The 26704-nt window shown below is 53.1% G+C and carries 20 protein-coding genes; 9 read left to right on the top strand and 11 right to left on the bottom strand.

The features are described from left to right. Positions 1 to 8: 8 nt before the first annotated feature. The 4 genes from malP to glpE form a co-directional block, all read right to left on the bottom strand. Complete coding sequence (gene malP / locus CLR69_RS19330; RefSeq protein WP_131535057.1) at positions 9 to 2528, bottom strand: maltodextrin phosphorylase; 2520 nt, start codon at positions 2526 to 2528, stop codon at positions 9 to 11. 41 nt (positions 2529 to 2569) lie between these two features. Then, complete coding sequence (locus CLR69_RS19325; protein WP_005969330.1) at positions 2570 to 3328, bottom strand: DeoR/GlpR family transcriptional regulator; 759 nt, start codon at positions 3326 to 3328, stop codon at positions 2570 to 2572. 24 nt (positions 3329 to 3352) lie between these two features. Beyond that, complete coding sequence (gene glpG / locus CLR69_RS19320; protein WP_129708623.1) at positions 3353 to 4186, bottom strand: rhomboid family intramembrane serine protease GlpG; 834 nt, start codon at positions 4184 to 4186, stop codon at positions 3353 to 3355. Between the two features lie 68 nt (positions 4187 to 4254). Continuing rightward, positions 4255 to 4578 carry a thiosulfate sulfurtransferase GlpE gene (gene glpE, locus CLR69_RS19315; protein WP_129708627.1) on the bottom strand — a complete coding sequence of 108 codons (324 nt, stop codon included), beginning with the start codon at positions 4576 to 4578 and terminating at the stop codon, positions 4255 to 4257. A 156-nt stretch (positions 4579 to 4734) separates the two neighbouring features. Between glpE and CLR69_RS19310 the strand changes: the two genes are divergently transcribed. From CLR69_RS19310 to CLR69_RS19280, 8 genes are all read left to right on the top strand, one after another. Next, the gene (locus tag CLR69_RS19310) at positions 4735 to 5190 is read left to right on the top strand and encodes a bleomycin resistance protein (RefSeq protein WP_242451664.1); all 456 of its coding nucleotides are present in this window, start codon (positions 4735 to 4737) and stop codon (positions 5188 to 5190) included. A 185-nt stretch (positions 5191 to 5375) separates the two neighbouring features. Next, positions 5376 to 6878, top strand: a complete 1503-nt coding sequence (glpD, locus tag CLR69_RS19305) for a glycerol-3-phosphate dehydrogenase (RefSeq protein ID WP_131535056.1) — start codon at positions 5376 to 5378, stop codon at positions 6876 to 6878. Positions 6879 to 7432: 554 nt separating this feature from the next. Further along, the gene (locus CLR69_RS19300) at positions 7433 to 9460 is read left to right on the top strand and encodes a type VI secretion system Vgr family protein (protein ID WP_131535055.1); all 2028 of its coding nucleotides are present in this window, start codon (positions 7433 to 7435) and stop codon (positions 9458 to 9460) included. A gap of 1 nt (position 9461) precedes the next feature. Continuing rightward, on the top strand, positions 9462 to 10187 hold the full coding sequence (locus CLR69_RS19295) for a DUF4123 domain-containing protein (RefSeq protein ID WP_131535054.1): 726 nt from the start codon (positions 9462 to 9464) through the stop codon (positions 10185 to 10187). Continuing rightward, positions 10184 to 10669 (top strand): hypothetical protein, encoded by a 486-nt coding sequence (locus CLR69_RS19290; RefSeq protein WP_131535053.1) that lies wholly within the window; start codon positions 10184 to 10186, stop codon positions 10667 to 10669. The genes CLR69_RS19295 and CLR69_RS19290 overlap by 4 nt, the downstream gene beginning before the upstream one ends. A gap of 6 nt (positions 10670 to 10675) precedes the next feature. Then, entirely contained in the window at positions 10676 to 10798 is a 123-nt protein-coding gene (locus CLR69_RS23330) for a hypothetical protein (protein WP_277950133.1), read from the top strand. Next, complete coding sequence (locus CLR69_RS19285; protein WP_131535052.1) at positions 10795 to 11313, top strand: hypothetical protein; 519 nt, start codon at positions 10795 to 10797, stop codon at positions 11311 to 11313. Before CLR69_RS23330 ends, CLR69_RS19285 begins: the two co-directional genes overlap by 4 nt. Then, the gene (locus CLR69_RS19280; protein WP_131535051.1) at positions 11313 to 13028 is read left to right on the top strand and encodes a DUF2235 domain-containing protein; all 1716 of its coding nucleotides are present in this window, start codon (positions 11313 to 11315) and stop codon (positions 13026 to 13028) included. Before CLR69_RS19285 ends, CLR69_RS19280 begins: the two co-directional genes overlap by 1 nt. Before the next feature lie 132 nt (positions 13029 to 13160). Here the strand turns inward: CLR69_RS19280 and glgP are convergent, their stop codons facing one another. The 5 genes from glgP to glgB all read right to left on the bottom strand — a co-directional run bounded on the left by glgP (position 13161) and on the right by glgB (position 22619). Next, entirely contained in the window at positions 13161 to 15608 is a 2448-nt protein-coding gene (gene glgP, locus CLR69_RS19275) for a glycogen phosphorylase (RefSeq protein ID WP_129708646.1), read from the bottom strand. Positions 15609 to 15683: 75 nt separating this feature from the next. Next, positions 15684 to 17123, bottom strand: coding sequence for a glycogen synthase GlgA (gene glgA, locus CLR69_RS19270; protein ID WP_131535050.1), 1440 nt, complete (start codon positions 17121 to 17123; stop codon positions 15684 to 15686). 28 nt (positions 17124 to 17151) lie between these two features. After that, a complete protein-coding gene (glgC, locus tag CLR69_RS19265; RefSeq protein WP_129708651.1) occupies positions 17152 to 18429 on the bottom strand; it encodes a glucose-1-phosphate adenylyltransferase in 1278 nt (425 codons plus the stop codon). A 35-nt stretch (positions 18430 to 18464) separates the two neighbouring features. After that, positions 18465 to 20441 (bottom strand): glycogen debranching protein GlgX, encoded by a 1977-nt coding sequence (gene glgX, locus CLR69_RS19260; protein ID WP_131535049.1) that lies wholly within the window; start codon positions 20439 to 20441, stop codon positions 18465 to 18467. After that, positions 20442 to 22619: a 1,4-alpha-glucan branching enzyme gene (glgB, locus tag CLR69_RS19255; RefSeq protein WP_129708658.1), complete on the bottom strand. Its 2178-nt coding sequence runs from the start codon at positions 22617 to 22619 to the stop codon at positions 20442 to 20444. 387 nt (positions 22620 to 23006) lie between these two features. Here glgB and CLR69_RS19250 point away from each other — a divergent pair, with 387 nt between their 5' ends. Continuing rightward, complete coding sequence (locus CLR69_RS19250) at positions 23007 to 24725, top strand: sensor histidine kinase (RefSeq protein ID WP_129708661.1); 1719 nt, start codon at positions 23007 to 23009, stop codon at positions 24723 to 24725. A 91-nt stretch (positions 24726 to 24816) separates the two neighbouring features. Here CLR69_RS19250 and CLR69_RS19245 read toward each other — a convergent pair whose 3' ends face one another. Further along, on the bottom strand, positions 24817 to 25302 hold the full coding sequence (locus CLR69_RS19245; protein WP_131535048.1) for a GNAT family N-acetyltransferase: 486 nt from the start codon (positions 25300 to 25302) through the stop codon (positions 24817 to 24819). Between the two features lie 77 nt (positions 25303 to 25379). Beyond that, positions 25380 to 26483 (bottom strand): aspartate-semialdehyde dehydrogenase, encoded by a 1104-nt coding sequence (gene asd / locus CLR69_RS19240; protein ID WP_129708667.1) that lies wholly within the window; start codon positions 26481 to 26483, stop codon positions 25380 to 25382. Between the last annotated feature and the right edge of the window lie 221 nt (positions 26484 to 26704).

The raw sequence follows: 26704 nt of genomic DNA, 5'->3' as shown, positions 1-26704 counted from the left end.
TCCTTTTCCTAACGATGCGCCTGCCAAATGCGCGTCTGGTAATCATGAATCGCTCTGTCCGAACTGAACATCCCCATTCTGGCGGTATTCAGCACACAGCGGCGCGTCCATTCATCCGGTTCGCGGTAAAGCGCATCAACACGCTGCTGCACCTCACAATACGGTGCAAAATCGGCCATTAACATATAGGGATCGCCCAGTTTCAGCAGGCTATCCAGCAGCGGTGCAAATGCGTTTTTATCCCCCTGACTGAACGCGCCGCTCGCTAGCTCGTTCAGCACCTCACGCAGCAGCGGCGTCGCAGTAAGGTAGTCAGACGGTTCGTAACCCTGCGCCTGTAACGCTTTGACCTGCTCCACGGTGTGGCCAAAAATGAACAGATTGTCTTCACCAACCTGCTGCGCCATTTCCACATTCGCCCCGTCCAACGTACCGACAGTCAACGCCCCATTCAGCGCCAGTTTCATATTGCCAGTACCGGACGCTTCTTTACCTGCCGTCGAAATCTGCTCAGATACATCAGCGGCAGGGATCATCCGTTCAGCCAGCGATACACGATAGTCCGCCGGGAAGATGACCCTTAGGCGATCGTTAACCCGGCGATCCTGATTAATGACCGCAGCAACCCGGTTAATGGCATAAATGATGTTTTTCGCTAATACATAGCCCGGTGCCGCTTTGGCACCGAACAAAAAGACGTGCGGCACTATATCCAGATGCGGATTGTCACGCAATTGACGATATAGCGCGAGAATATGAAGTAGATTCAAATGCTGGCGCTTGTATTCATGCAATCGCTTGATTTGCACGTCAAACAGCGCCAGTGGATCGACCACGATGTCGTACTGCTGGCGGAGATAGTTCGCCAGTTGTATTTTATTATCGGCCTTGATTTGTCGATAACGTTCACGAAAACCCGCATCGTCAGCGTAAGGTTCCAACCCTTGTAGAGCAGGCAAATCATTCACCCACGGTGTATGCAGCGTGTCGTCAATCAACGCCGAGAGCGCTGGGTTACACTGCTTCAGCCAACGGCGTGGCGTAATCCCGTTGGTCACATTGTGGAATTTGGTCGGCCACAGCTGGTGGTATTCAGGGAACAGATCTTTCACCACCAGCTCCGAGTGCAATGCCGCCACACCGTTGACCGCAAAGCAGCTCACGACGCACAGGTTCGCCATGCGAATCTGGCGCTGATGGCGGATGGCAAGCTTAGCCCACACCAGCCGATCGCCAGGCCATTTGCGTTCAACCTGCGCTTTAAACTGCGTATCAATCTGCCGGATAACCGACAGGTGGCGTGGAAGTAGGCGACCAAACAGCCGCTCGTCCCAGCGCTCAAGCGCTTCCGGCATCAGCGTGTGGTTGGTATAGGCAAAGGAACGCCCGGTTATCGACCAGGCTTCATCCCACGACATCTGATGTTCATCCAGCAGCAGGCGCATTAATTCAGGGATCGCCAGCGTCGGGTGAGTATCATTAAGCTGGATGACTTCATAATCCGGCAACGCAGACAATGCGCGCCCTGCCTCGAGGTGGCGACGCAAAATATCGGCCACCGCACAGGCGCAGTGGAAATACTGCTGCATCAGACGCAGGCGCTTGCCTGCCGCATGGTTGTCATTCGGATACAGCACGCTGGTCAGGCTGGCGGCGGAAATACCCGCCTGCGCCGCGCGCAGATAGTGACCTTCATTGAATAAGGTTAAATCAAACGGGTCGCGATGCGTCGCACGCCACAGTCGCAGCGGCTGAGCGGCACCGTTGTGATAACCAATCACTGGCAGGTCACAGGCTTCTCCTCTGAAAACCGTATCCGGCAGCCAACGCAGGCTCCCGTCGGTCTGGGGTTGCAGACGCCCACCGAACCCGACATCCACCGCCAACTCTGCTCGCGGTAAAAGCCACGGATAGGTGTCACGCTGCCAGTCATCAGCCGTTTCCTGCTGCTGTTCTTGCGCAAAATGCTGACGAAACAGACCATACTGATAATTGAGACCGTACCCCGTTGCAGGCTGCCCCACCGTCGCCATCGAATCCAGAAAGCAGGATGCCAGCCGCCCTAATCCACCGTTGCCTAAACCCGGATCGGTTTCCTGCTCCAGAATATCGCTCAGGTTGAGTCCCTGCTCGGCCAGCGCGGCGGCGACGGCGTCATACCATCCCAGATTCAGCAGATTGTTGCCCGTCAGACGGCCGGGCAGAAACTCCATCGACAGGTAGTTCACATGGCGCTGAGGGGGATTGGAAACGGGAGGTGTTAACGCGGAGTGCGTCAGTAACTGTTCGGCTAGCGCAAGACTGACGGCGCGCCAGCATTGGACTGGTGTCATCGCCTTCAGAGAAGCAAAGCCACCGAGCTGCCGTTGGCGAAGCAGCGCGGCGGCAAACTGTGATGTATCAAAATCGATAGCTGGGTGGGAGGAGGAAACGGGCTGCGTCAGAGCCTCTGACTTTTTTGCAGCCACTGAACGTTTTGACGATCCTGACTTTTTCGAAGAACCAGACTTGGTTGAAGAATCTGACATCGTGCCCCTCCTTTGTCCATCATGGAAAAGGCACATCGGACTCAACACAACTCCAACTGTACCTTATGTTGTTCAATGATTTTCAGTACGCTGGGTGGTGGTGACTGATCGGTAAAAAGATAGTCGATCAAATCCATGTTACCCAAATTCACCATCGCATTGCGGCCAAACTTGGAATGATCCGTCACCAGCATGACGCAGCGAGAATTTTCAATAATCGCCCGTTTTGTGCGCACTTCATGGTAATCAAACTCCAGTAATGACCCATCCATGTCAATACCGCTGATGCCCAAAATACCGAAATCCAGACGGAACTGAGAGATAAAATCGAGCGTCGCCTCACCCATGATGCCGCCATCACGGGTGCGCACTTCGCCACCGGCCAAAATCAGGCGAAAATCTTCTTTTGCCGTCAGCAGCGTTGCCACATTCAGGTTATTGGTGACCACACGCAGATCCTTATGCTGCATCAGCGCATAGGCCACCGCTTCAGGCGTGGTGCCGATATCAATAAACAAGGTGGCACCGTCTGGAATCTGGCTCGCCACCCGACGGGCAATCCGCGCTTTTTCATCCGACCACATCATTTTACGGTCATGATAGGCTGTATTCACTGAACTGGATGGCAAGGCCGCGCCACCGTGGTGACGATGGATTTTATTCTGTTCGGCCAGATCGTTCAGATCGCGACGAATGGTCTGCGGGCTCACCGCAAAATGATCCACCAGTTCCTCAGTACTGACATACCCCTGCCGACGCACCAGTTCAATAATGGCGTCGTGCCGTTGTGTCTGCTTCACATTTATCCCCTAAGACGCCCCGATTTACCGGGGGTTTGTTTTATTATACGTGTCCCAAAAGGCCATCAATAGCCCGACAACCAGACCAGCCACATGCGCCGCATTTGCGATCGACATGCCTAAAATATCGAAATATCCGGCGACCAGCCACAGTAAAGCAAAGGCCATCAAACTACGTGGCATAGATAAATAGCCATCAGGCTCTCTTTCCCCTCGCAGCCAGACATACCCCATCAGGGCATACACCACGCCAGACAGGCCACCAAAATAGGTGCCGCTAAACCAGGACTGCGCCCAGCCGCTGACCAGCGCGGAAACCAGTGTGATGACCAACAGCTTGCCGGTTCCCAGCACTTTTTCAACTGGTCCCCCCAAATACCACCACCACATCAGATTGAACAAAATGTGTAGTAGGGAAAAGTGCAACAAAGCATGACTGAACCAGCGCCACAGCTGTAGCTGCTGCCCTTCAGCGGGAAACGCCAGCCATGTCATGACGCTCTCATAGCCTGAAACCTGCATCAGGATGAACACCGCAATCGTCACAACCATCACGGATAGCGTGAGCGGCCCGGCCTTTTGCTTCAGCGTTTGCAGGTAAGAATAACGCTGGTATTGAATACCGGTATCCATCGTTCCCGTTTGCCAACTGGCCGCCAGATAGCGCGGATTTGTCGGATCGTGCAGAAAGATCTCCAGCGCTTCCTGAACCTTGCTCAGTTGGGTTTCATCTTCCAGCCACAGTTCAGCTTCATGTCCGTGAGGCCGCATTTCCAGATGAACCTGTTGCGTGCGCATATAATCAACAAATGCCTGAGCCAGACGCGGGTTGGAGAGAGCAATAACGCGAATCATCATAGCGGGAAGCGCCAGTGAGTGGGTTGAGTTAGGAACATGATAATAAAGATTCTTTCATCGTCATGCGATCAGGCTTGTGACTGCGTGTCTTGCGGGTAACGATTTTGCCAGGCTTCAAAGCCACCATCGATACTGTACACCGAGTCAAACCCCAGGCTAATCAGGTACTGTGCGGCATTGCGGCTACTAATACCGTGGTAGCAAATCACCATGACCGACGCTTCCAAGTCAGCTCCGCGCACAAAGTCAGATAGCGTTTCGTTCGTCAGGTGCGTCGCGCCGGGAACATGGGCAACGGCAAAGCTCTGTGGATCGCGAATATCAACGACAACGCCCCCTTCCTGCCAGCGGGAATGGGCTTGCTCAATGCTAATAGCTTCAAATTGTTCCATCTAAAGTGACAACCTTGTTAATAATGGACAGGATGTTAGTAACAACTGGCGTCATTGTAACCCGCCTTCAGCGGCATAAAACCTATATGATTATAAGGTTATTTATAAAAACAGTGTTCCACTAACGTGAAACGTGACGATAAAAACGGTAACCACATGACGCAGACCTACTGGAACCGCATGGTACCTGAACTCACAGTGACGGACTTTTCCGCTTCGCTACATTTCTATGTACGCATACTCGGTTTCACCGTAACGATCCGCCGTGAGAATCCAGATTTCGCCTATCTTAGCCTGGGTGAAGCGCAGCTGATGCTGGAAGCATTGCACGATGGAGGATGGAACACGGGGAAGCTCGTCAAACCTTTGGGACGGGGCATTAATCTTCAGATTGAGGTAGATGATGTAGGGTCGCTGCTGGACAGTCTGGCGCAGCATCGCATCCCACTTTATCGGTCACTGAGAGATAACTACTACACAATAGAAGCTGGCGAAGATACGACAGAGCCAACCCAAGCCTGTCAGCGAGAATTTCTGGTTCAGGATCCTGATGGTTATCTCCTGCGCTTCAGCCAATATATCGAACAGACATCACCTCCTAACGAGCGATGACGTCAAAAATAGCCCTAAAAAGCCCTCAATACCCCTTATTTTAATGTGACAACTATCATCATATTGTTAGCTTCATCACGCATAAATGTTTTTATTTGGTTAACCATTAGCTGATTTGTTTGTTTTCGATTATCATAATGCTCGAAAACGAACATTTTGATTTATTCGAGGGTGGAGGAAGAAACGTGGAAACCAAAGATCTCATCGTTATCGGCGGCGGAATTAACGGTGCAGGCATCGCCGCAGATGCGGCTGGGCGGGGTTTATCCGTCCTGTTGTTGGAAGCACAGGATCTCGCCTGTGCCACGTCCTCCGCCAGCTCCAAACTGATTCACGGCGGCCTGCGTTACCTTGAACACTACGAGTTTCGTTTGGTCAGTGAAGCGCTGTCTGAGCGTGAAACGCTGCTGAAAATGGCTCCGCACATTATTTTCCCAATGCGCTTTCGTTTGCCTCATCAGCCGCACCTGCGTCCTGCCTGGATGATTCGTATCGGCCTGTTCATGTATGACAACATTGGCAAGCGCGTCAGCCTGCCTGCCAGTAAGGGACTGAAATTCGGTGCAGATTCCGTTCTTAAGCCTGAACTGAAGCAAGGCTTTGAATATTCTGACTGCTGGGTGGACGATGCGCGTCTGGTGGTGTTAAACGCGCAGGAAGTGACAAAACGCGGTGGCGACGTCCGCACCCGCACTAAAGTTACCCGCGCCCGCCGTGAGCAAGGCGTATGGATCGTGGATGCCGTGGATTCACTGACCGGTGAAACCTTCACCTGGCGTGCCAAAGGTCTGGTGAACGCGACCGGCCCGTGGGTAAAAGAATTCTTTGATGACGGCTTACAGCTGAAATCGCCTTACGGCATCCGTTTGATCAAAGGCAGTCACATCGTGGTGCCGAAAGTTCATAATCAGCCGCAGGCTTATATTCTGCAAAACAAAGATAACCGTATCGTGTTCGTGATCCCGTGGCAGGACGACTATTCGATCATCGGCACCACTGACGTGGAATACAAAGGTAATCCGCACGATGTGAAGATCGACGACAACGAAGTCGGTTACCTGCTGGATGTGTATAACGATCATTTCAAACAGCAGCTCACGCGTGATGATATCGTCTGGACCTACTCTGGCGTGCGTCCGCTGTGTGATGACGAATCCGATTCTCCACAGGCAATTACGCGTGATTACACGCTGTCGGTAGACGACGATAACGGCCAAGCTCCACTGCTTTCTGTATTTGGCGGCAAGCTGACGACGTACCGTAAGCTGGCCGAGCACGCGCTGGACAAGCTGCACAAATACTATCCTCAGGCGGGCAAAGCCTGGACGAAAGATGCGGTACTGCCGGGTGGGGATATCGCTGGCACACGTGATGACTACGCCGCTGCGCTGCGTCGCCGCTTTAATCTGCCTGAATCACTGACGCGCCGTTACAGCCGTACCTACGGTTCAAACAGCGAGCTGATTCTGGCAAACGCGAAAGGCCTCAGCGATCTGGGTGAAGATTTCGGTCATGACCTATATGAAGCGGAGCTGCGCTATCTGGTCGAGAAAGAATGGGCCGTCACACTGGACGACGTCATCTGGCGCCGCACCAAGCTGGGCATGCGTTTTGATGACGCACAGAAACAACGCATCAGCGATTGGTTAGCAAGCTACCGCCAACAGCAGATGGCAAAAGCGGGTTAATCGTTTCTATATTTACTTCTCGATCAGGCCCCTGATCGAGAAGCCTTCCCTCTGTAAAAATAACAGACGTCAAACATCAGCAATATATCCGTATCGTACCCTGCCCTTAGATGATTATACCGTCACTTAGTTCGCTGACTAATTTATCAACAACTAAATTATTTTAATTAAAATCAATTAGTTTACTCAGATTTTGTCCTTTCCTTGTGCTATCAGCGCTGCGAGCATCTTGTTATCCTTTACACGTATTTTCTCAAAAGGAATAGCATCAAAGATGTCACATGGAATGTTTTCATTATTCTTCACTCCGCTTCAACCCCGTGTCCTTTTTGTCTCTGATGGCGTGAGTACGCCAAATCTCTGCTGCTCCTGATTTTCTGCGTTTTCCTCTGAAACCGTGTTTCCCGTGAGATGTTTTTAGCAACCTGATTTCTGGTGTGAGCGGACTCAGACCACAACGCAGGTTTTCATTTTAATCAGGATAGCGATATGCCGCTCCGGGGCATGCGGTAGCCATGTCTACGGCGAAGGAAGAAGGAAGAAGGAGAGGACAGGTGGCAAACAGTACAGGATTACAGTTCACCGTAAAGGTCGGTGCATTGGCGGCAAGCACCTTTGCTGTGGTGGATTTCAGGCTGGATGAGGGGCTGAATCGGCCCTTCAGCCTGTCACTGAGTCTGGCGAGCGCGTTGCCGGATATCGATTTTGGTGCCGTGCTGGACCAGCCGTGTGAGCTGCTGATTTGGTATGAAGGTGAACTGAAGCGTCGGGTCAGCGGGATTATCAGCGGGTTCACGCAGGGCGATACCGGCTTCCGGCGCACGCGCTATCAGGCGGAAGTCCGGCCTGCTCTGTGGCGGCTGGGGCTTCGCACCAACGCCCGACTCTTTCAGGCACAGAAGCCGGACGCGATTATCGGCGCATTGCTGGAAGAGGCGGGCATTACCGACTACGCGTTTGCACTGCGTAACGAGCACGCGGTGCGGGAATACTGTGTGCAGTACCGGGAAAGTGATTTGGCGTTTATCACCCGTCTGGCTGCCGAAGAAGGGATGTATTTCTTCCACGAGTTCGAGGAAGGCAAGCATCGGTTAGTGTTTGCTGATGATGCGGGGGCACTGACCAAAGGCCCCGAGCTGTTCTTCAACCTGGCGACGCAGGGGCTGAGTGAAGGTGAGTACGTGCGACGCTTCCACTACGCAGAGCGGGTGAGCACGGCGGAAGTAGAGCTGAAGGACTACAGCTTCAAGACACCGGCTTATGGGCTGTCGCACAAGAAGATGAGCACCGAGCTGGAGCACCAGCGCGAAAGCTATCAGCATTACGACTATCCGGGGCGTTATAAGCAAGACCCGAGCGGCAAGGCGTTCAGCGGCTATCGTCTGGATGCACTGCGGTCAGGGGCAGTAACGAGCGAAGGCGAATCCAACTGCGCGGGGCTGATGCCGGGCAACACCTTCACCCTGACGGAGCACCCGAATGCAACGCTGAACGCGGTATGGCAGACGGTGAGCGTGACGCACGTCGGGCAGCAGCCGCAGGCGCTGGAAGAGGAAAGCGGCGGCGAACCGACGACCATGAGCAACAGCTTTGCGGTGGTGAAAGGGACGACGACGTGGCGCGCCGCGATGCCGTACAAACCGATGGTGGACGGCCCACAAATCGCTACGGTGGTGGGGCCGGCAGGAGAAGAGATTTACTGCGACCCGTACGGTCGAGTAAAACTGCAATTCCCGTGGGACAGATACGGCGCGAGCAACGACCAGAGCTCCTGCTGGGTACGCGTCAGTCAGGGGTGGGCGGGCGGTCAGTACGGTATGATAGCCATCCCGCGCATCGGTCATGAAGTGATCGTCAGCTTCCTCGAAGGTGACCCGGATCAGCCGATTGTCACCGGGCGTACGTTCCATGCGACCAACCGTCCTCCTTACGACCTGCCTGCGCACAAGACGCGCACCGTGCTGCGTACGGAAACCCATCAGGGCGAAGGATTCAACGAGCTGCGCTTTGAAGATCAGGCAGGTCAGGAAGAGATTTATATTCACGGTCAGAAAGATCTCAATGCGCTGATTGAGAACGATGTTGTCTGGCATATCAAACATGATGCACAGACGGATATTGATAATGACCGTGTCACTCGCATTAAAGCCAACGATCACCTGACGGTCGAGAGCGAGAAACGTGACCATGTTAAAGGAGATTACTCCCTGAGCGTCGATGCCTCAATGCACCAGAAACTGGGGCAGGCCTTGCTGGTCGAGGCCGGGCAAGAGATTCATCTTAAATCGGGTAACAAAATAATGCTGGAAGCCGGGGCTGAACTGACTCTCAAGGTTGGTGGCAGCTTCGTGAAGATTGACCCCAGCGGCGTGACGCTGGTCGGCCCCAGCATCAAGATGAATTCAGGCGGCAGCCCAGGCTGTGGCTCTGGTTGGGCAGGCCAACTGCCCTCATTACCGGGAGCGGTTGAGGTGATTGCGCCGCCCCAATTGCCCAAAATACCGCCTCTTGAAAAACCGGTCTGTATTCCCTGTCTGCTGCGTGCCATGGCGCAGGGCGATGCGTTGATACAAGGAGAATAAGATGCTACCCGAAGCAATCTGGCATCAGGGTGCCTGTATCGTACTGTTGGAAGGGGCTTACCTCACCGCTGAGCAGCGGGAACGGTTGTGCGAAAGGCCATTTTTGCCGCTCTATTTTCATGATGACTTGTTTGAATTGATCAATCTGGGTCCCTGGCTTTGGTATTGTCCGCAAGAGGAAGAAATATTACTGGCTACGCTCGTTCAGCAGGGGCATGTGGTTGGCCTGCTTGAAAGCGGCCAACCCCTAAGCGCCCTGCAAAAGCAGTTGGCTTTGGGTGTGAGGGTGATTGAGCCCGAAGGGAAATTTAGCCAACTACTGCGGTTCTATACACCGCACGCACTGCCTCTGCTTGTCGAGCAACACGACGCCCCGTGGCTCGGTGGGCTTTTTGGGAGGATTGACCGCTGGTGGTTACGAGAATGCGACGGCAGTTGGCGCGAACTGAGTCTATCGATCTCTCCCACAGAACCTGTTCTGGTGAAATTGACGCCTGCGTTATATCAAGCGTTGCAAGGTTCATCTGACGAGCATCGCCTACTCGCTCTGTGGCAAGAGGGGGATAGCATAAGACATTTCCCACCCTGTGAAAGAATGAACATGGTCCGCAAGGCATTGGCGAAAGCCGAGCAGGCTGGAGCGACAGATGCCCAAAGACGGTTATGGGCATTGGCCTATCTGGAAGGTGGCCGTCAGGCGCTGGAAGAACAAAAGGGACGAGCATGAGCGCGGCAAACGGTTTGATTAGAGCAATCTCGGGGCTGATAACGGCGATATGGCAGATATTGCCGCGCTGGGGGCGGTGGCTGGGCTGGACGTTCCTGGTTCAGGAGCGACACGGTGGGGCGTCAATTGTCGTCTATTCAGTGATCGACCGCCCCATCAGCTATGTGTACGTCAACGGAAACATGGGAGGAAATACCTTTGCGTTTGATGGGCTTAATTCAGGAGGGAGTTCTGCGGGACCTTATCGGATAGAGGGGGATACGGTCAAAATAGACTGGGAATTGGATATGACAGAAGAGCAGGAGAAAGCTGGACTCCAATTTGAAAAGCATACAGTGACCCTACCGATGCCGAAACGTGATAAGGGCCAAAATGGTTTCTGTGTGCTGATGTTACCTGATAATAAACCGATGATCCGGTGGGCTGAAAGCTGTGTCGTTGAAATAGATAGCATCGTCGATACATATAGAACAAGGAGATAAATTAAAGTGGACTGGGATGATATGGAGTGTCGCGTTGCGCGTGAAGAGAGCCGTCATCAGGCGGGCGTAATGGCTAACCCGCGCGTGACAAGGGAATTGAATCAGCAAGAGAAAAAGGGACGAGCATGAGTGCGGCAAACGGTTTGATTAGAGCAATCTCGGGGCTGATAACGGCGATATGGCAGATCTTGCCGCGCTGGGGGCGGTGGCTGGCGAGCATTCTGCTGGTGCTCTGGCTGGGCTGGACGTTCCTAATACAGGAACGACATGGCGGAGCGTCATTGGTGGTTATGTCAGTAATGGATCGGCCGATTAGTTATGCCTATGTCAACGGAAATATGGGGGGAAATACCGATGCATTTGACGGGCGGAATGCGGGGGGGAAAACCGCAGGTCCCTATCGAATAGGCGGAGGTACAGCCATTATTAAATGGGAACTTGCGATGACTCGCAAACAATATGATGAGCTTGGATATCGTCCAGAGATCCATACTGTAGTCTTACCGATGCCTAAACGAGAGAAAGGCCTGAATGATTTTTGTGTACTGTTTTTGCCCGATAACAAGCCGATGATACGTTGGGCTTATCGTTGTCACCAAGATATGCAGGATGTAATAAATACTTATCGGACGAGGAAGTTGTAATGGTGGATTGGGATGATCTCGAATGTCGCGTTGCGCACGAAGAGAGCCGTCATCAGGCGGGGATAGGCACCTGTTCTCTCGCGTTACAAATCGGCTTCTTCTTCGATGGTCTAAAACGCAATATCAATGTAGATGAGGATAGCCAGCATCTGACTAACGTAGGCCGTTTGTTTCGTGCTCATCCAGAAAGAAGAACGTCAGAGATTGGCTCGTCATATGTTTATTCTGCGGTCTACATTCCTGGATTAGGTACCACGCTTGATGATACAGCCACTGAGCGCTTACATAGTATTATGGACGCCCGACAGCAGGCGCTGCCTGAGGATTATGCCGATGCACTGATTGAGCAGGGTAAAGAAACGGCAGTCGATACCGTCAAAGGCGTTTTCAAAGGAGACTGGAGTCAGGTGCTCTCCAACAAGCTGGGCGACTTAGTGACCATGAAGAGTGGCTTCGATGCCACCGTCTCCGCAGCCAAAAAGGCGGCGACCCGCGCGCTGCTCGAGGCGGCCGAACCTATCCGGGATAACCCGATCGTGGCTGAATTGCTGATGACCGGCGTCGATGCGCGAGTGGATTCAGCAAAGAACCAATTCAAGTTGAATGTGGTAGATGTAAAAAAAATTAATCAACTGCCCATCAAACTGATCCAAATTTCCGTTTTTGGTGCCGATCTGGGGGCCGCATTGGCCCGACGCTTTATCGACGAGTTACTGGGGTCGGTTTGTACCAAAGTGGGAAACGAATACCGCTACGAAGACAGCAAGGTCGAAGTGATTTTTGCAGGGCTGTTCGACTGCACGCGCCGTAGCTCGATGGATATGGGCGATACCGTGGCTGCCGCCTCTGACGGGGCGGGATTAGTTGCCCGTCATCCCGTGGTCGGGCTTATCACTACGGCCTTTGGCGCGAAAGTGATTGCGTTCGATAAACCCCTTCACCCCGCAGTCAAAAGCGCCTTGCACTTGATTGCGGCACATGAACGACGAGAATATCGTCCTCTGTTGCCTCTGGGGCCACTCAGATCCGGCTGGCGTGAAGTGCTCTGCCCCGGCATCAGTGAAGACGTAACGGGCGGGCTGTTGCCCAACGAACAGCGCCCCAGTGCCGAACTGTGTCGGGTACCACTACGACAAATGTTTGAAACCGCACGTCGGGCGCAGGTTCCTTTTCCCAACTTCCCCACTCTCGATGCTAAAAACCCACGAATAGCCCAGTATTTCATCATGCAGGATAGCCGACTGGGCTATTCCGCGAAGAAATACAGTGAGTACTACAGCAAATGGGTGGGAAAAATGACACCGACGCCGGAAGCGTTCGAACTGCATATGATCCACTACTGCTTTTGGCTGGGGGAAAAATTGCATGACTATAAAATACTCCGCCAAAACGTGAGCGGAAGCGAGCGGGATAAACTCAACGCGCAGTGGGGCTGGCTAATACAGGTCGGACGCGATGCGGAAAACGTGTTGAGAAGCAGAGGGCTGCGTCGGCAGATGTATCGGGGGGCCGATTTGGTGAAGTTCTTTAATGGCTCTGAGCGGGTGCCTCGTGAGGCGGATATCTTCTTCAACTATTTTATGCACGATTTCACGTCTGAGGAACTCAAGTTCGCTACGCTGAACGAGCAGGCGAATACCATGTTGAGGAGCAATAATTTCTTCGTCCCGCGTGGCATAGAGATCGTCGCTGCCGATGACGAAGCCGCAGCATGATCGTTGCAGCAAGCCTGTCTCTCTGACGTCTCACGGTCATCGTCGGAGTATCATCGGCGGCTTATACAGGCGTTCATTGAACGCCTGTTATCTTTTCAAAAATTAGCCCTTAATGGAAAAGCTTTCCCCCCATCACAGCCGTATCGGTTTGATATTCCAAATATCTTCTGCATATTCACCGATAGTGCGGTCAGACGAGAAATAGCCCATGCCGGCAATGTTTTGTACCGCACAGCGCGCCCATTCATCCTTGTTCTGGTACAGCTCGTCCACCCGATCCTGCGTATCCACATAGCTACGATAGTCTGCCAGTAGCTGGTAGTAATCACCAAAGTTCACCAGTGAATCAAACAGATCACTGTAACGTCGGCTGTCATCAGGGCTGAAGACGCCCGTGGTAATTTGCGTCAGCACGCGGCGCAGTTCTTCATCCTGATCGTAATATTGCCGTGGGTTATAGCCGCTCTGGCGTAACGCTTCGACCTGATCGGCCGTATTGCCGAAGATAAACATATTCTCTTCGCCAATATGTTCCAGCATTTCGACATTCGCGCCATCCAGCGTGCCGATCGTCAGCGCGCCGTTCAGTGCAAACTTCATGTTACTGGTTCCCGACGCTTCCGTCCCTGCCAGCGAGATCTGCTCAGAGAGATCGGCAGCCGGAATGATCAGCTGTGCCAGACTCACGCTGTAGTTCGGGATGAAGACCACTTTCAGCCGATCGTGCAATGCCGGATCGTTGTTGATCACCTTCGCGACGTCGTTGATCAGGTTGATAATGTGCTTCGCCATGTAATAGGCCGATGCCGCCTTGCCCGCAAAGATGGCGACACGCGGTACACGCACGACTTCCGGATCGTCTTTAATGCGGTTATAGAGCGTGATGATGTGCAATACATTCAACAACTGCCGTTTGTATTCGTGAATACGCTTAATCTGCACATCGAACAGCGACTCGGGGTTAACTACTATGTTCAGATTTTCCGCCATATAGGTCGCTAAGCGCACTTTGTTCTTCAACTTCACCTTACGGATTTTCTGCACAAATGCTGGGTAATCGATGTGCTGTTTCAGTTCGCTCAACTGACTCAGGTCGGTGCGCCAGGTCTGCCCTATCGTGTCGTCCAACAGTTTGGAGAGTGATGGGTTAGCCAGCGCCAGCCAGCGCCGTGGTGTCACGCCATTGGTTTTATTACAGAAGCGATTAGGGAAGAGCCGAGCGAAATCGGCAAACAGAGACTGCACCATCAGATCCGAATGCAGTTCCGATACGCCGTTGACCTTATGGCTGGCAACCACCGCCAGCCACGCCATCCGAACTTTACGCCCGTTGTTTTCATCAATGATGGAAACTCGTGCCAACAGGTCGTTGTCATCGGGTACTTCTTTCTGAACGTATTCCAGAAAATGCTCGTTAATTTCAAAAATCAATTGCAGATGGCGCGGCAGGATTTTACCCAGCATATCGACAGGCCAGGTCTCCAGCGCTTCCTGCATCAGCGTATGGTTGGTATAGGAGAAGACTTTCCTCACCACAGTCCACGCCTCTATCCATTGGAATTTATGCTCATCAATCAGCAGACGCATCAACTCAGGGATGGCCAACACGGGATGCGTATCATTCAGGTGGATAGCAAATTTTTCCGCCAGATTGGCGTAGGTCTTATGCATCATCCAGTGACGATTCAGGATGTCCTGCACCGTAGCCGAAACCAGAAAGTATTCCTGACGCAAGCGCAGCTCACGGCCTGAATAGGTGGAATCATCGGGGTACAGCACGCGCGACACATTTTCCGAGTGGTTTTTATCTTCAACCGCTGCAAAATAGTCACCCTGATTGAATTTACCCAGATTGATTTCGTTACTGGCCTGCGCGCCCCACAAACGCAGTGTATTGGTCGCATCGGTATCAAAACCGGGGATGATTTGGTCGTAGGCGCACGCGATAACTTCTTCCGTTTCCAGCCAGCGCATTTTGCTGCCTTCCTGCTGGATTCGACCGCCAAAGCGCACTTTGTAGCGCGTGCTGTGACGCGGGAACTCCCACGCATTGCCGTATTCCAACCAGTAGTCCGGCGATTCTGCCTGCTTGCCGTTAACGATATTCTGTTTGAACATGCCGTATTCGTAGCGAATACCGTAGCCGCGCCCCGGCAGAGCCATCGTCGCCAGCGAATCCAGGAAGCAGGCCGCCAGACGCCCCAGACCACCGTTACCTAGGCCAGGGTCATTTTCTTCCTGTAGCAGATCGTCCAGTTCCAGCCCCATGCCATCCAGCGCCGCTTTCAGATCGTCATACAATCCCATCGCCAGTAGCGCGTTCGACAACGTCCGCCCCAGCAAAAATTCCATCGACAGGTAATACACCTGCCGCACATCTTGAGAAAGCTGAGCACGGTTCGAGCGTAGCCAGCGTTCCACCATCCGGTCGCGCACGGCAAGCAGCGTGGCGTTCAGCCAGTCATGTTTATTCGCAATCGAGGGATCTTTCCCCACAGTAAACATGAGTTTGTAAGCAATAGAGTGTTTCAGCGCTTCCACACTGAGCGTTGGCGAAGTATAGATAAACGGAGAGTTCATAATATTCATTCCCAAGTGAGTGTCACCATACCCTGTCGTTTTCAGATTGCACGCGGATGACGCGCAGCGAGAAAGCTAGTGGGTATACAAGCGTTGATAGAGCGCCCCATAAGCCTGAGCAGAAACCTGCCAACCAAAGTCCATCGCCATCGCCTGACGCTGCACATAGCGCCATAGCGTGGGTCGGGACCACAGCACAAACACACGACGAATCGCGCGGGATAGCGATCCCACAGTACAATCGTTAAAGACAAACCCGCTTGCCAGACCATCCGCCAGATTCTCTAGCGAACAGTCGGATACCGTATCCGCCAGCCCACCCGTTCGGCGCACCAGCGGCAACGTGCCATACTTCAAGCCATAGAGCTGTGTTAACCCACAAGGTTCAAATCGGCTGGGCACCATGATGACATCCGCACCGCCAATGATTCGATGCGAGAAGGCTTCGTGATAGCCAATCTGTACGCCAACCTGACCGTGATATTCGGCTGCGGCGGCCAGAAAACCTTCCTGCAAATCGGCATCCCCTGCGCCTAATACCACCAGTTGCCCCCCCTGCTCCAGCAAATCGGGGATCGCGCTTAATGCAATATCGAGCCCTTTCTGGCTGGTCAGACGGCTGACGATGGCAAAAACCGGGGCCTTCTCGTCAACCTTCAAGCCCATCGCTGTTTGCAGACGTCGTTTGTTTTCCGCTTTGTTCGCCAGCGCATCACGACTGTAATGGTTTGTGAGTAACGGATCGTGCGCCGGATTCCAAATCGCGTCATCAACGCCATTAAGAATGCCAGACAGCCGCCCTTCTTCTTCACGCGCCTGTAGCAAACCCTCCATACCGTAACCATAGGCTGGCAGCGTGATCTCATGCGCGTAGGTCGGGCTCACGGTCGTAATGTGATCAGCGTAGAACAATCCCGCTTTGAGGTAGGAGATCTGGCCGTAAAACTCTAGCCCGTAGACTTGAAAGAAATCGCTCGGTAAGTGGAGATTCGCCATATGCCGGGCATCAAACAGCCCTTGATAGGCAAGGTTATGAACGGTAAACACTGATTTCGCAGGGCGGTTACGCGCAGCCAAATAGGCACAGGTCAGCCCCGCGTGCCAGTCATGGGCATGCACAACATCAGGCCGCCAGTAGTGGTCCAGCCCGCACGCCATTTCACATCCCATCCATCCCAGCAGCGCGAACCGCAGATAGTTATCGGCATAAGCGTAAAGTGCCGGGTCGTGATAAGGGCTGCCCGCGCGTTCATATAAATCGGGCACATCAATCAAATAAATACCGACGCCGTTAAAATGGCCGAACAGCAAGGTTACGTGTCCGGCGAAGGTGTCCAGTTCACGCACGACCTCTAGGTTAGCGATGCCTTTTTTCAGATCGGGGAAGGCAGGCAAGATGACGCGGACATCCATCCCCGCCGCAATCTGCGCGCCGGGCAACGCACCAGCCACATCCGCCAGTCCACCGGTTTTCAATAGTGGAAATAGCTCTGAACAAACATGTAAGACCCGCATTATTACTCCCGTTTTGTTCCGATGGTGTTTACAGCTTTTCCAACATCGATCGCGTGACCAGCACGATCCCCTCTTCCGAACGGTAAAAACGGCGGCTATCCTCTTCCGCGTTTTCACCAATCACCATGCCTTCCGGCAAGTGGCAGGCACGATCGATCACGCAGCGGCGTAAACGACAGGAGCGCCCCACGTTGACATCCGGCAGGATCACCGTCGAATCTATACTGCAAAAAGAATTGACCCGCACACGCGGGAACAGCACCGAATGCGTGACAACCGAGCCAGAGACGATGCAGCCTCCCGATACCAGCGAGTTCATCGTCATACCATGGCTGCCGGAACGGTCCTGAACAAATTTGGCTGGCGGCAACGATTCAATCGCGGAACGAATCGGCCAGTGCCGATCGTACACATCCAGCTCCGGCGTGACTGACGCCAGATCGAGGTTGGCACGCCAATAGGCTTCCAACGTGCCGACATCTCGCCAATACTGGTTTTCATCTTCACCCGACGTGACGCACGACAGAGTAAAAGGGTGCGCCCAAGCCAAACGCTGCGAGACGATCTTAGGGATCAGATCCTGCCCAAAATCATGATTAGAGTCCGGCGCGTTATGATCCGCTTCCAGTAATTGATAAAGATAGTCCGCATTAAAAACATAGATCCCCATGCTCGCGAGCGCCATATCGGGGTTATCTGGCATCGGCGTTGGGCTATCCGGTTTTTCGGCAAAATCGAGGATCCGATGCTGTTTATCCACGCTCATGACGCCAAAGGCGCTGGCTTCTTCCAGCGGCACGGGCAAGCAGGCGACGGTACATTCAGCCCCCTTTTCCACGTGATCAATCAGCATACGTGAGTAGTCCATCTTGTAGATGTGATCGCCCGCGAGGATCACTACATACTCCGCACGGTAGCGCCGAATGATATCGAGATTCTGGCAAACCGCGTCTGCCGTTCCCCGATACCAATGATCAGTAGAATGGCGCTGCTGCGCGGGCAGCAAATCAACAAACTCGTTCATCTCCGCATTCAAAAACGACCAGCCACGCTGAATGTGCTGCACCAGCGTATGAGACTGATATTGTGTAATCACACCAATGCGGCGAATGCCGGAGTTCAGGCAGTTAGAGAGCGCGAAATCAATAATGCGGAATTTGCCGCCAAAGTGAACAGCGGGCTTGGCGCGCAGCGCCGTCAACCCTTTCAGTCGCGTTCCACGGCCTCCGGCCAAAATTAATGCCACGGATTTCAAAGGGAGCTGTCTTGCCAACATCAGAGGGTCATGCTTGTCGTTATTCACCATGGCTATCTCCTGATTATTCTTTTAATGGCTTGCGCTTAGGCGGTCTGTTTTATCAAGACGCATACCGCCTGCGCTTGTCCGTGCCAGATTCCACCCTCGGGCGGGTTCGTTTCATCAAACGGCGGTGAAACCTGCCAGTGGCCTTCTGGCAAAATGAACGCGCCGCCATGCAGGCTGGCGTTAAACAGCACAAGCCAACGACCAGACAGTAAAATCTGTAGCTGATGCTCCCCTTGTTCCCACTGCGGCGGCGTCAAAGGCTGCCCTTCGCTGTTCAACCACTGCACCGCGCCATTGCCTTCTTGCCACCACGTTTCCTGCTGTAGTGCCGGGATCGTGCGGCGAAGCTGGATCAATCCGGCGACAAATTCGCGCAATGTGCTATCCGCGTTTTCCCAGTGCAGCCAGGTCAATTCATTGTCCTGACAGTAAGCGTTGTTGTTGCCCTGCTGGCTATGACCCAGCTCATCGCCCGCCAGCAGCATGGGTGTTCCCTGCGACAAAATCAGCGTCGTCAGCAGCGCCTTCTGGCTAGCCAACCGGCGCTGAAGGATGTCATCCTCCGCTTCCATCCCTTCCGTACCGTGGTTATTGCTGAAGTTACTGTCGGTACCGTCGCGATTGTCCTCACCGTTGGCATCATTGTGCTTGTGGTTGAAGCTCACTAAATCGCGCAGCGTAAAGCCGTCATGGGCCGTCAGTTTGTTGATAGAGGCGTAAGGCAGGCGGTCATGCTGCTGGAAGATGTCGCTGGAAGCGGCAAAGCGGCGGGCAAATGCGCCGAGAGAGAGGTCACCATGCAGCCAGAAGCGGCGCATGTCGTCACGATAGCGGTCGCTCCACTCTGCAAACGGCGTCGGGAACTGACCCAGTTGATAGCCGCCATATCCAATATCCCACGGCTCGGCGATCAGCTTGCAGCCTTGCAAGCGGCTATCGTTTTTCATGGCAGACAGCAGCGGTGCAGCGGCGGTAAAATCGGGAGTACGGCCCAGCACGGTAGCCAGATCGAAGCGGAAACCATCAACGTGGCAGACCTCACGCCAGAAGCGCAGGCAGCCCATCACCCAGTCAATCACCGCCGGATGATTCAGGCGCAGCACATTGCCGCAGCCGGTCCAGTTATGATATTCACCGCTTTCACCCAGCCAGTAATAGCTGCGGTTGTCGATGCCGCGCTGGCACAGCGTAGGGCCTTCAACGTCCAGTTCGGCGCTGTGGTTGAACACCACATCCAGAATGACCTCAATACCTGCGTTATGCAGTGCTTTCACCGCATCCCGGAATTCATTCAGCGCGTCGTCGCCTGCGGCCAGACTATTATCCACGGCAAACGGCAGCAGCACGTTATAGCCCCAGTAATTACGCAGCCCCATTTGTTGAAGCCGAGGTTCATCGGCATGCTGCTGCACCGGAAGCAGTTCCAGCGCGGTCACGCCCAGCGATGTCAGGTAGTCAATCATCACCGGGTGGCCTAACGCCGCATAGCTACCGCGAATATCTTCGGGAATATCGGGGTGCAGTTGCGTCAATCCGCGAACGTGCGCCTCATAAATCACCGTCTGATTCCAGGGCGTTTGCGGATGTTGATCATCCTGCCAGTCGTAATCCTCTACTGTGACCACGCACTTCGCCATGATCTCAGCGCTATCGCGTTCATCTCGCTGGTCAATTCCGCCTTGCAGGCTAGCGTCATCTACCACCCAGCCATCAAGCTGGCGCGCGCACGGGTCCAACAGCAGCTTATGCGGATTGAAACGTAAACCCTGTGACGGTTCGAACGGCCCATCGACACGAAAACCGTAGCGTAAGCCCGGCTGCGCATCGGGAAGATAGCCATGCCAAATATCGCCGCTGCGCGCCGTCAGCGCGATCCGCTGCTCCTGCTGGCGCTCATCAAACACACACAGTTCTACCCGCTCGGCATCCGCCGAAAACAGCGCGAAATTCACGCCACTGCCGTCAAAACTTGCCCCCAGCGGCGTCGGCTTGCCCGTCTGCAATTCTGCCATTTACGCCTCCTTCACCAGATACAGTGTGGCAAGCGGCGGAATGGTCAAGACAAGGGAGTGATGGCGTTGATGACTGCCCCACTCCTCACTGTAAATCGTCCCAACATTGCCCTGATCGCTACCGTTGTAGTGAACAGAATCGGTGTTTATGACTTCACGCCAGCCGCCAGGCTGGTTAATGCCAATCCGATAACCATAACGTGGCACGGGCGTAAAATTGCTGACCACCAGCACTTCGTTGCCCTGCTCATCACGCCGGACAAAGGCAAAAACCGAATTTTCCCGATCGTCCACCACCAGCCATTCAAAGCCCTGCGGCTGAAAATCCAGCTGATACAGTGATGGCTGCTGGCGATAATAATGGTTGAGATCGCGCACCAGCGCCTGAACACCGCGATGCCATCCTTCCGGTTCATCCAGCAGATGCCAGTCCAGACTGGCGTCGTGATTCCACTCACGCCCTTGTGCAAATTCACCGCCCATAAACAGCAGCTTCTTGCCGGGATACGCCCACATAAAGCCGTAATAGGCGCGTAAATTGGCAAATTTCTGCCAGACATCACCGGGCATACGATCCAGTAGCGAACGCTTGCCATGCACCACTTCATCGTGGGACAGCGGCAGCACGAAGTTCTCGCTGTAGGCGTACAACATACCGAATGTCAGCAGATCGTGATGGTATTTGCGGTGAACCGGATCGTGCTGCATATAAGCCAGCGTGTCGTGCATCCAGCCCATATTCCATTTGTAGTGAAACCCTAAACCATTGCAGTCCGGCGGCAGCGTGACACCCGGATAGTCCGTAGACTCTTCAGCCAGCGTGATCGCCGCCGGTGCCGCATGACCCAGCATGTGGTTGGTGTAGCGCAGAAACGCAATCGCTTCGAGGTTCTCTTTACCGCCGTAATGGTTCGGTACCCACTCGCCTTCACTGCGGCTGTAGTCGCGGTAAATCATGGAAGCCACGGCGTCTACCCGCAGCCCGTCGATGCCATAGCGCTCCATCCAGAACAATGCGTTACCCGCCAGGTAGTTACGCACCTCATGGCGGCCATAGTTATAAATCAACGTGTTCCAATCCTGATGATAGCCTTCACGCGGATCGGCGTATTCATACAGCGCGGTGCCGTCAAACTGCGCCAAGCCGTATTCGTCGCCGGGGAAATGCCCCGGAACCCAGTCCAGCAGAACGTTGATACCCGCACCATGGAGCGCATCAACAAACGCTCTAAACTCTGATGCCGTACCGAAACGACGCGTTGGCGCATACAGTCCCAGCGGCTGATAACCCCAGCTGCCATCAAATGGGTGTTCATTAATCGGCATCAGCTCAACGTGTGTGAAGCCCATGTACTGTACATAATCAATCAGTTGCTTCGCCAGTTCCTGATAGCTCAGCCAAAAATTGTTATCCGTATGCCGTCGCCACGAACCGAGGTGGACTTCATAAATAGAGATAGGGGAACGCAGGCTATTCGCCTCACGGCGAGCCTCATTGGTCGGGACTTTCTCAGGCAGCGGCGTAATCAGCGATGCAGTGTCCGGGCGCATCTGCGCTTCAAACGCATACGGATCGGCCTTCAGCCGAACGCTACCGTGACTGTCGATCATTTCGTATTTATAGAGCTGCCCCGCTTTCACATCGGGCAGAAATAGCTCCCAAATGCCGTTTTCCCTGCGCAAGCGCATCGGATGACGTCGGCCGTCCCAGAAGTTGAATTCTCCCACCACCGAAACACGTTGAGCATTCGGCGCCCAAACGGCAAAACGCGTGCCTTCAACCCCATCCAGCGTTTCCAGATGTGCGCCTAGTCGCTCGTAAGGTCGCAGATGGGTACCTTCAGCCAGCAGCCAAATATCCATATCCTGCAACAGCGGGCCAAAGCGGTAAGGATCTTCAATCACCCAAGTTTCTTCACGCCAGGTGACAGCCAATTGGTAGTGAAAAGCCTGTTTCCGACGCGGCACCAGACCACAAAAAAAACCGCGTCCATCGATACGTTCCAGCTCGGCGATTTTTCGTCCATTGCTGGCATCAACGACCCAGGCGGCCTCCGCATCTGGCAGCAACGCGCGAACTTCAAGACCTTTGGAGGAATGATGCATACCTAACAGCGAAAACGGATCGGCATAATGCCCGGAAATAAGTGAATTAATCGCCTCAGAAAACGCTGACATGGTATCCATCCTCTGATTAACCATTTGAATTAAATAAACAAGTCACATAAAAAACACATTACGTTGCGCTTATATTCTTCTGTTACTTGTTTTCAACAAAAATCCAATAAAAATAATGGGTTATTAGCTTGCTAATGAATAACGGCGACGTGTAAAAATAATGAATACTATGAAAGAGTTCTTGAACCACGTCCCTTAATTCAGCGTAGTCAAAGAACGGAGAAATATCTGAGAACTGATCAAATTTTTCCGTTTATATTTATATGAATAAGTTATGACACGGGATAATTAGCATCTTTTGTTTAAAGATCGATTCGCCCGTTAGCAAAAAGCAGTACAATTTGGCGATTGTGTATGTTGATAGATGATGTATTAAGAGACCAGCCCATGGTTAGCCAGATTGATCTCATTCTTTCCCTGTTACAGCAGATGTGTGTTTATCTGGTGATTGCCTATTTACTCAGTAAGACACCGCTGTTTATCCCGCTAATGCAGGTCACCATTCGCCTGCCACACAAGCTGGTGTGCTATCTGGTTTTTTCCGTGTTTTGCATTATGGGAACCTACTTCGGTCTGCATATAGACGATTCGATTGCCAATACCCGTGCGACCGGTGCTGTGCTCGGGGGCATGCTGGGCGGCCCTTCCGTTGGCTTTCTCGTCGGGTTAACGGGCGGATTACACCGCTATTCAATGGGAGGCATGACCGCGCTGGCCTGTATGCTGTCGACTATCGCCGAAGGTCTGCTCGGCGGGCTACTGCATCGCTATCTGGCACGCCGCAACCGTATCGATCTGCTCTTTAAGCCCCTCGTCGTCGGCCTGACCGCACTGGTTGCGGAGATACTGCAAATGGCGATTATTCTGCTGGTCGCCCGTCCATTTGATAACGCCGCAGAACTGGTGAGGGATATTGCGCTACCGATGATGATTACTAATACCATCGGTTCCGCCATGTTCATGCGTATCTTGCTCGACCGACGTGCCATTTTTGAAAAATACACCTCCGCGTTTTCCGCCAAGGCGCTGCAAATCGCGGCCCGCGCTGAAGGGGCGTTGCGTCAGGGATTCAATCCACAAAACAGTATGCGCGTTGCCCGTATTTTGTATGAAGAGCTGGGTGTCGGTGCCGTGGCGATTACAGATCGCGATAAATTACTGGCGTTTATCGGGGTGGGTGACGACCACCACAATGTTGGTGCGCCTATCACGTCATCACACACGCGCCGGGCGATAGACAACAATCAGGTGGTGTACGCCGATGGCAACGAAGTGTCTTATACCTGTTCCGTGTCGCCGCAGTGTAAGCTCGGCTCCACGCTGGTGATCCCGCTGCGTGGCGAAGATCAGCGTGTTGTCGGCACGATCAAGCTTTACGAGCCCAAGAATAAGCTATTTTCCAGCATAAACCGTACGCTGGGAGAAGGGATCGCCCACCTGCTTTCTGCACAGATTCTGACTGGACGTTTTGAACAACAGAAACAGCTGCTGGCGCAGTCGGAAATCAAGCTGCTGCACGCGCAGGTCAACCCACATTTTCTGTTCAACGCATTGAACACGCTATCCGCCGTGATACGACGTAATCCCGATCACGCCCGCCAGTTGGTGCTCTCTCTGTCGACGTTTTTCCGTAAAAATCTCAAACGCAGCAACGATGAAGTGTCGCTTAATGACGAACTGGAGCACGTTAATGCCTATCTCGAAATCGAAAAGGCGCGCTTTGCCGATCACCTGACGGTAGAAATTTCGCTACCTGAGACGCTGCGTGAGGCGCGACTGCCGGCATTTTCCCTGCAACCGATTGTCGAAAATGCGATTAAGCACGGTACCTCACAGATGATTGAAAACGGGCACATCCACATTAGCGGACGCCTGCATGCCAATACGCTGGAACTGTCAGTCGAAGATAACGCTGGCACCTATCAACCCCGCAGCGGTGGCGATGGGCTAGGCATGAATTTGGTCGACCGCCGCATTAAAGCACGCTACGGCAACCGCTATGGCATCACGGTGGTCAGCGAAGCAGATAAATTTACCCGGGTCGAAGTACGCGTCCCGCTGATTTCAGCGCGTAAAGCATTGGAACAGATGGATAGCGTGGCGTGACGAGGGGGATAAACATGTCAGGTCTCCAGAATAAAATCAGGCGATGAAAACGGCCTGAAAGCAGGAGATGATTCTTAGTCTGACGGGTGACTCAAACCGGGTGAATCTTCGATTGATATATATCGGGACGCGTAATCGTCCAGACATAGTTTTCTTTGTTAATCGGAGAATATCCTGCTTTTTCATAGAGCCATGGAGCAGTAGAGGTCAGTAGAATAATACGCCGCAGCCGCTTAAGTACCGGATGGTCAAGGCAACATTCCATTAACCAGCTTCCCAACTTTTGCTGCTGATATTCTTCTAGAATATAAACATCACAGAGATAACCAAAAGTCGCAAAATCCGTCACGACTCGCGCCAATCCAATCTGCTTATCGTCAGTAAATAAACCGAAATTAAGGCTGTTAGTGATAGATTCCCGAACAGTATCAATATCAATGCCTTCTGCCCAACTTGAACGCGTTAAATAGCAATGTATGGCATGAATATCCAGTAGATCATTATTTGTCGTAACAACAAATTTCTGATTTTCCCATGTTAATACCCGTGACATATCCTTTTCACTGTTGGTACTCATTCGTTTATTTTCTCGATGTAATCTGAGTATGAAACTGGCGCAACACCAACCGATGCTGCGCCAGCAAGCAAGGTGAATTACAGCAAGATGCGCAGCATACGACGCAGCGGTTCAGCGGCTCCCCACAGCAGCTGATCGCCGACCGTGAAGGCGGACAGGTATTCCGGCCCCATGTTCAGCTTACGCAGACGACCCACTGGCGTGGAGAGCGTGCCGGTTACCGCAGCAGGCGTCAGTTCACGCATGGTGATGTCGCGATCGTTCGGAACCACTTTCACCCAGTCGTTGTGAGTTGCCAGCAGTTGTTCGATTTCCGGCAGCGCGACGTCTTTTTTCAGTTTGATGGTGAATGCCTGGCTGTGACAGCGCAGTGCGCCAACGCGCACGCAGAGGCCATCAACAGGAATGACGCTGCTGGTGCTCAGGATCTTGTTAGTTTCCGCCTGACCTTTCCACTCTTCACGGCTCTGGCCGTTATCCAGCTGTTTATCGATCCACGGAATCAGGCTGCCTGCCAACGGCACGCCGAAGTTATCAGTCGGCAGCGCACCGCTACGGGTCAATGCCGTGACTTTACGCTCGATATCCAGAATCGCAGAAGCTGGATCTTGTAGCTCTTTCGCCACTTCACCGTGCAGTGTCCCCATCTGAGCCAGCAGTTCACGCATGTGACGCGCACCGCCGCCAGAAGCGGCCTGATACGTTGCAGCAGAAACCCACTCCACTAGGTTGTTAGCAAACAAGCCGCCCAATGACATCAGCATCAGGCTGACGGTACAGTTACCGCCCGCAAAGGTTTTGATGCCTTTATCCAGACCTTGCTGAATCACCCCGTGGTTAACCGGATCCAGAATAATAATCGCATCATCTTTCATACGCAGCGAGGATGCGGCGTCGATCCAATAACCCTGCCAGCCACTTTCACGCAGCTTTGGGTAGACTTCATTGGTATAATCGCCGCCCTGACAGGTAATGATGATGTCTAGCGCGCGCAGTGCTTCGATATTATAAGCATCCTGCAACACGCCTTGATGACCACCCAGTGCCGGTGCAGGTTCACCGTGCTGAGAAGTCGAAAAGAATACCGGGTGAATCACATCAAAGTCGCGTTCTTCCACCATGCGCTGCATGAGAACCGAGCCGACCATACCGCGCCAGCCAATAAAACCAACATTTTTCATGGTAACTGTCCTGCTTTGGGGGTAACAAAAAGAATTCTGGCTAACGTCGATAGCGCTTAGTTATTGCTGACTCAGTGATCTGCCGCAGAGGTCGCGCGCGTCGTGTCGTAAACCTGTAAATTATCGTGTCGTTCAACCTTACAAAATGTACATAAAGTCGCAAGTGAATTTATTCGATAGTACGGCATTTTTCAGCAGTCATTCTAATATCATCAACCTGG

This window comes from Pectobacterium zantedeschiae (assembly GCF_004137795.1).
Lineage (GTDB): Bacteria > Pseudomonadota > Gammaproteobacteria > Enterobacterales > Enterobacteriaceae > Pectobacterium > Pectobacterium zantedeschiae.
This window is presented reverse-complemented; position numbering and strand designations above follow the sequence as displayed.

What these genes read in the sequence shown, in the direction of transcription:
- malP (WP_131535057.1), bottom strand. Translation starts at nt 2,528, where the DNA reads ATGTCAGATTCTTCAACCAAGTCTGGTTCTTCGAAAAAGTCAGGATCG.
- glpG (WP_129708623.1), bottom strand. Translation starts at nt 4,186, where the DNA reads ATGATGATTCGCGTTATTGCTCTCTCCAACCCGCGTCTGGCTCAGGCA.
- glpE (WP_129708627.1), bottom strand. Translation starts at nt 4,578, where the DNA reads ATGGAACAATTTGAAGCTATTAGCATTGAGCAAGCCCATTCCCGCTGG.
- CLR69_RS19310 (WP_242451664.1), top strand. Translation starts at nt 4,735, where the DNA reads ATGACGCAGACCTACTGGAACCGCATGGTACCTGAACTCACAGTGACG.
- CLR69_RS19295 (WP_131535054.1), top strand. Translation starts at nt 9,462, where the DNA reads ATGCTACCCGAAGCAATCTGGCATCAGGGTGCCTGTATCGTACTGTTG.
- CLR69_RS19290 (WP_131535053.1), top strand. Translation starts at nt 10,184, where the DNA reads ATGAGCGCGGCAAACGGTTTGATTAGAGCAATCTCGGGGCTGATAACG.
- CLR69_RS19285 (WP_131535052.1), top strand. Translation starts at nt 10,795, where the DNA reads ATGAGTGCGGCAAACGGTTTGATTAGAGCAATCTCGGGGCTGATAACG.
- CLR69_RS19280 (WP_131535051.1), top strand. Translation starts at nt 11,313, where the DNA reads ATGGTGGATTGGGATGATCTCGAATGTCGCGTTGCGCACGAAGAGAGC.
- glgP (WP_129708646.1), bottom strand. Translation starts at nt 15,608, where the DNA reads ATGAACTCTCCGTTTATCTATACTTCGCCAACGCTCAGTGTGGAAGCG.
- glgA (WP_131535050.1), bottom strand. Translation starts at nt 17,123, where the DNA reads ATGCGGGTCTTACATGTTTGTTCAGAGCTATTTCCACTATTGAAAACC.
- glgC (WP_129708651.1), bottom strand. Translation starts at nt 18,429, where the DNA reads ATGGTGAATAACGACAAGCATGACCCTCTGATGTTGGCAAGACAGCTC.
- glgX (WP_131535049.1), bottom strand. Translation starts at nt 20,441, where the DNA reads ATGGCAGAATTGCAGACGGGCAAGCCGACGCCGCTGGGGGCAAGTTTT.
- glgB (WP_129708658.1), bottom strand. Translation starts at nt 22,619, where the DNA reads ATGTCAGCGTTTTCTGAGGCGATTAATTCACTTATTTCCGGGCATTAT.
- CLR69_RS19250 (WP_129708661.1), top strand. Translation starts at nt 23,007, where the DNA reads ATGGTTAGCCAGATTGATCTCATTCTTTCCCTGTTACAGCAGATGTGT.
- CLR69_RS19245 (WP_131535048.1), bottom strand. Translation starts at nt 25,302, where the DNA reads ATGAGTACCAACAGTGAAAAGGATATGTCACGGGTATTAACATGGGAA.
- asd (WP_129708667.1), bottom strand. Translation starts at nt 26,483, where the DNA reads ATGAAAAATGTTGGTTTTATTGGCTGGCGCGGTATGGTCGGCTCGGTT.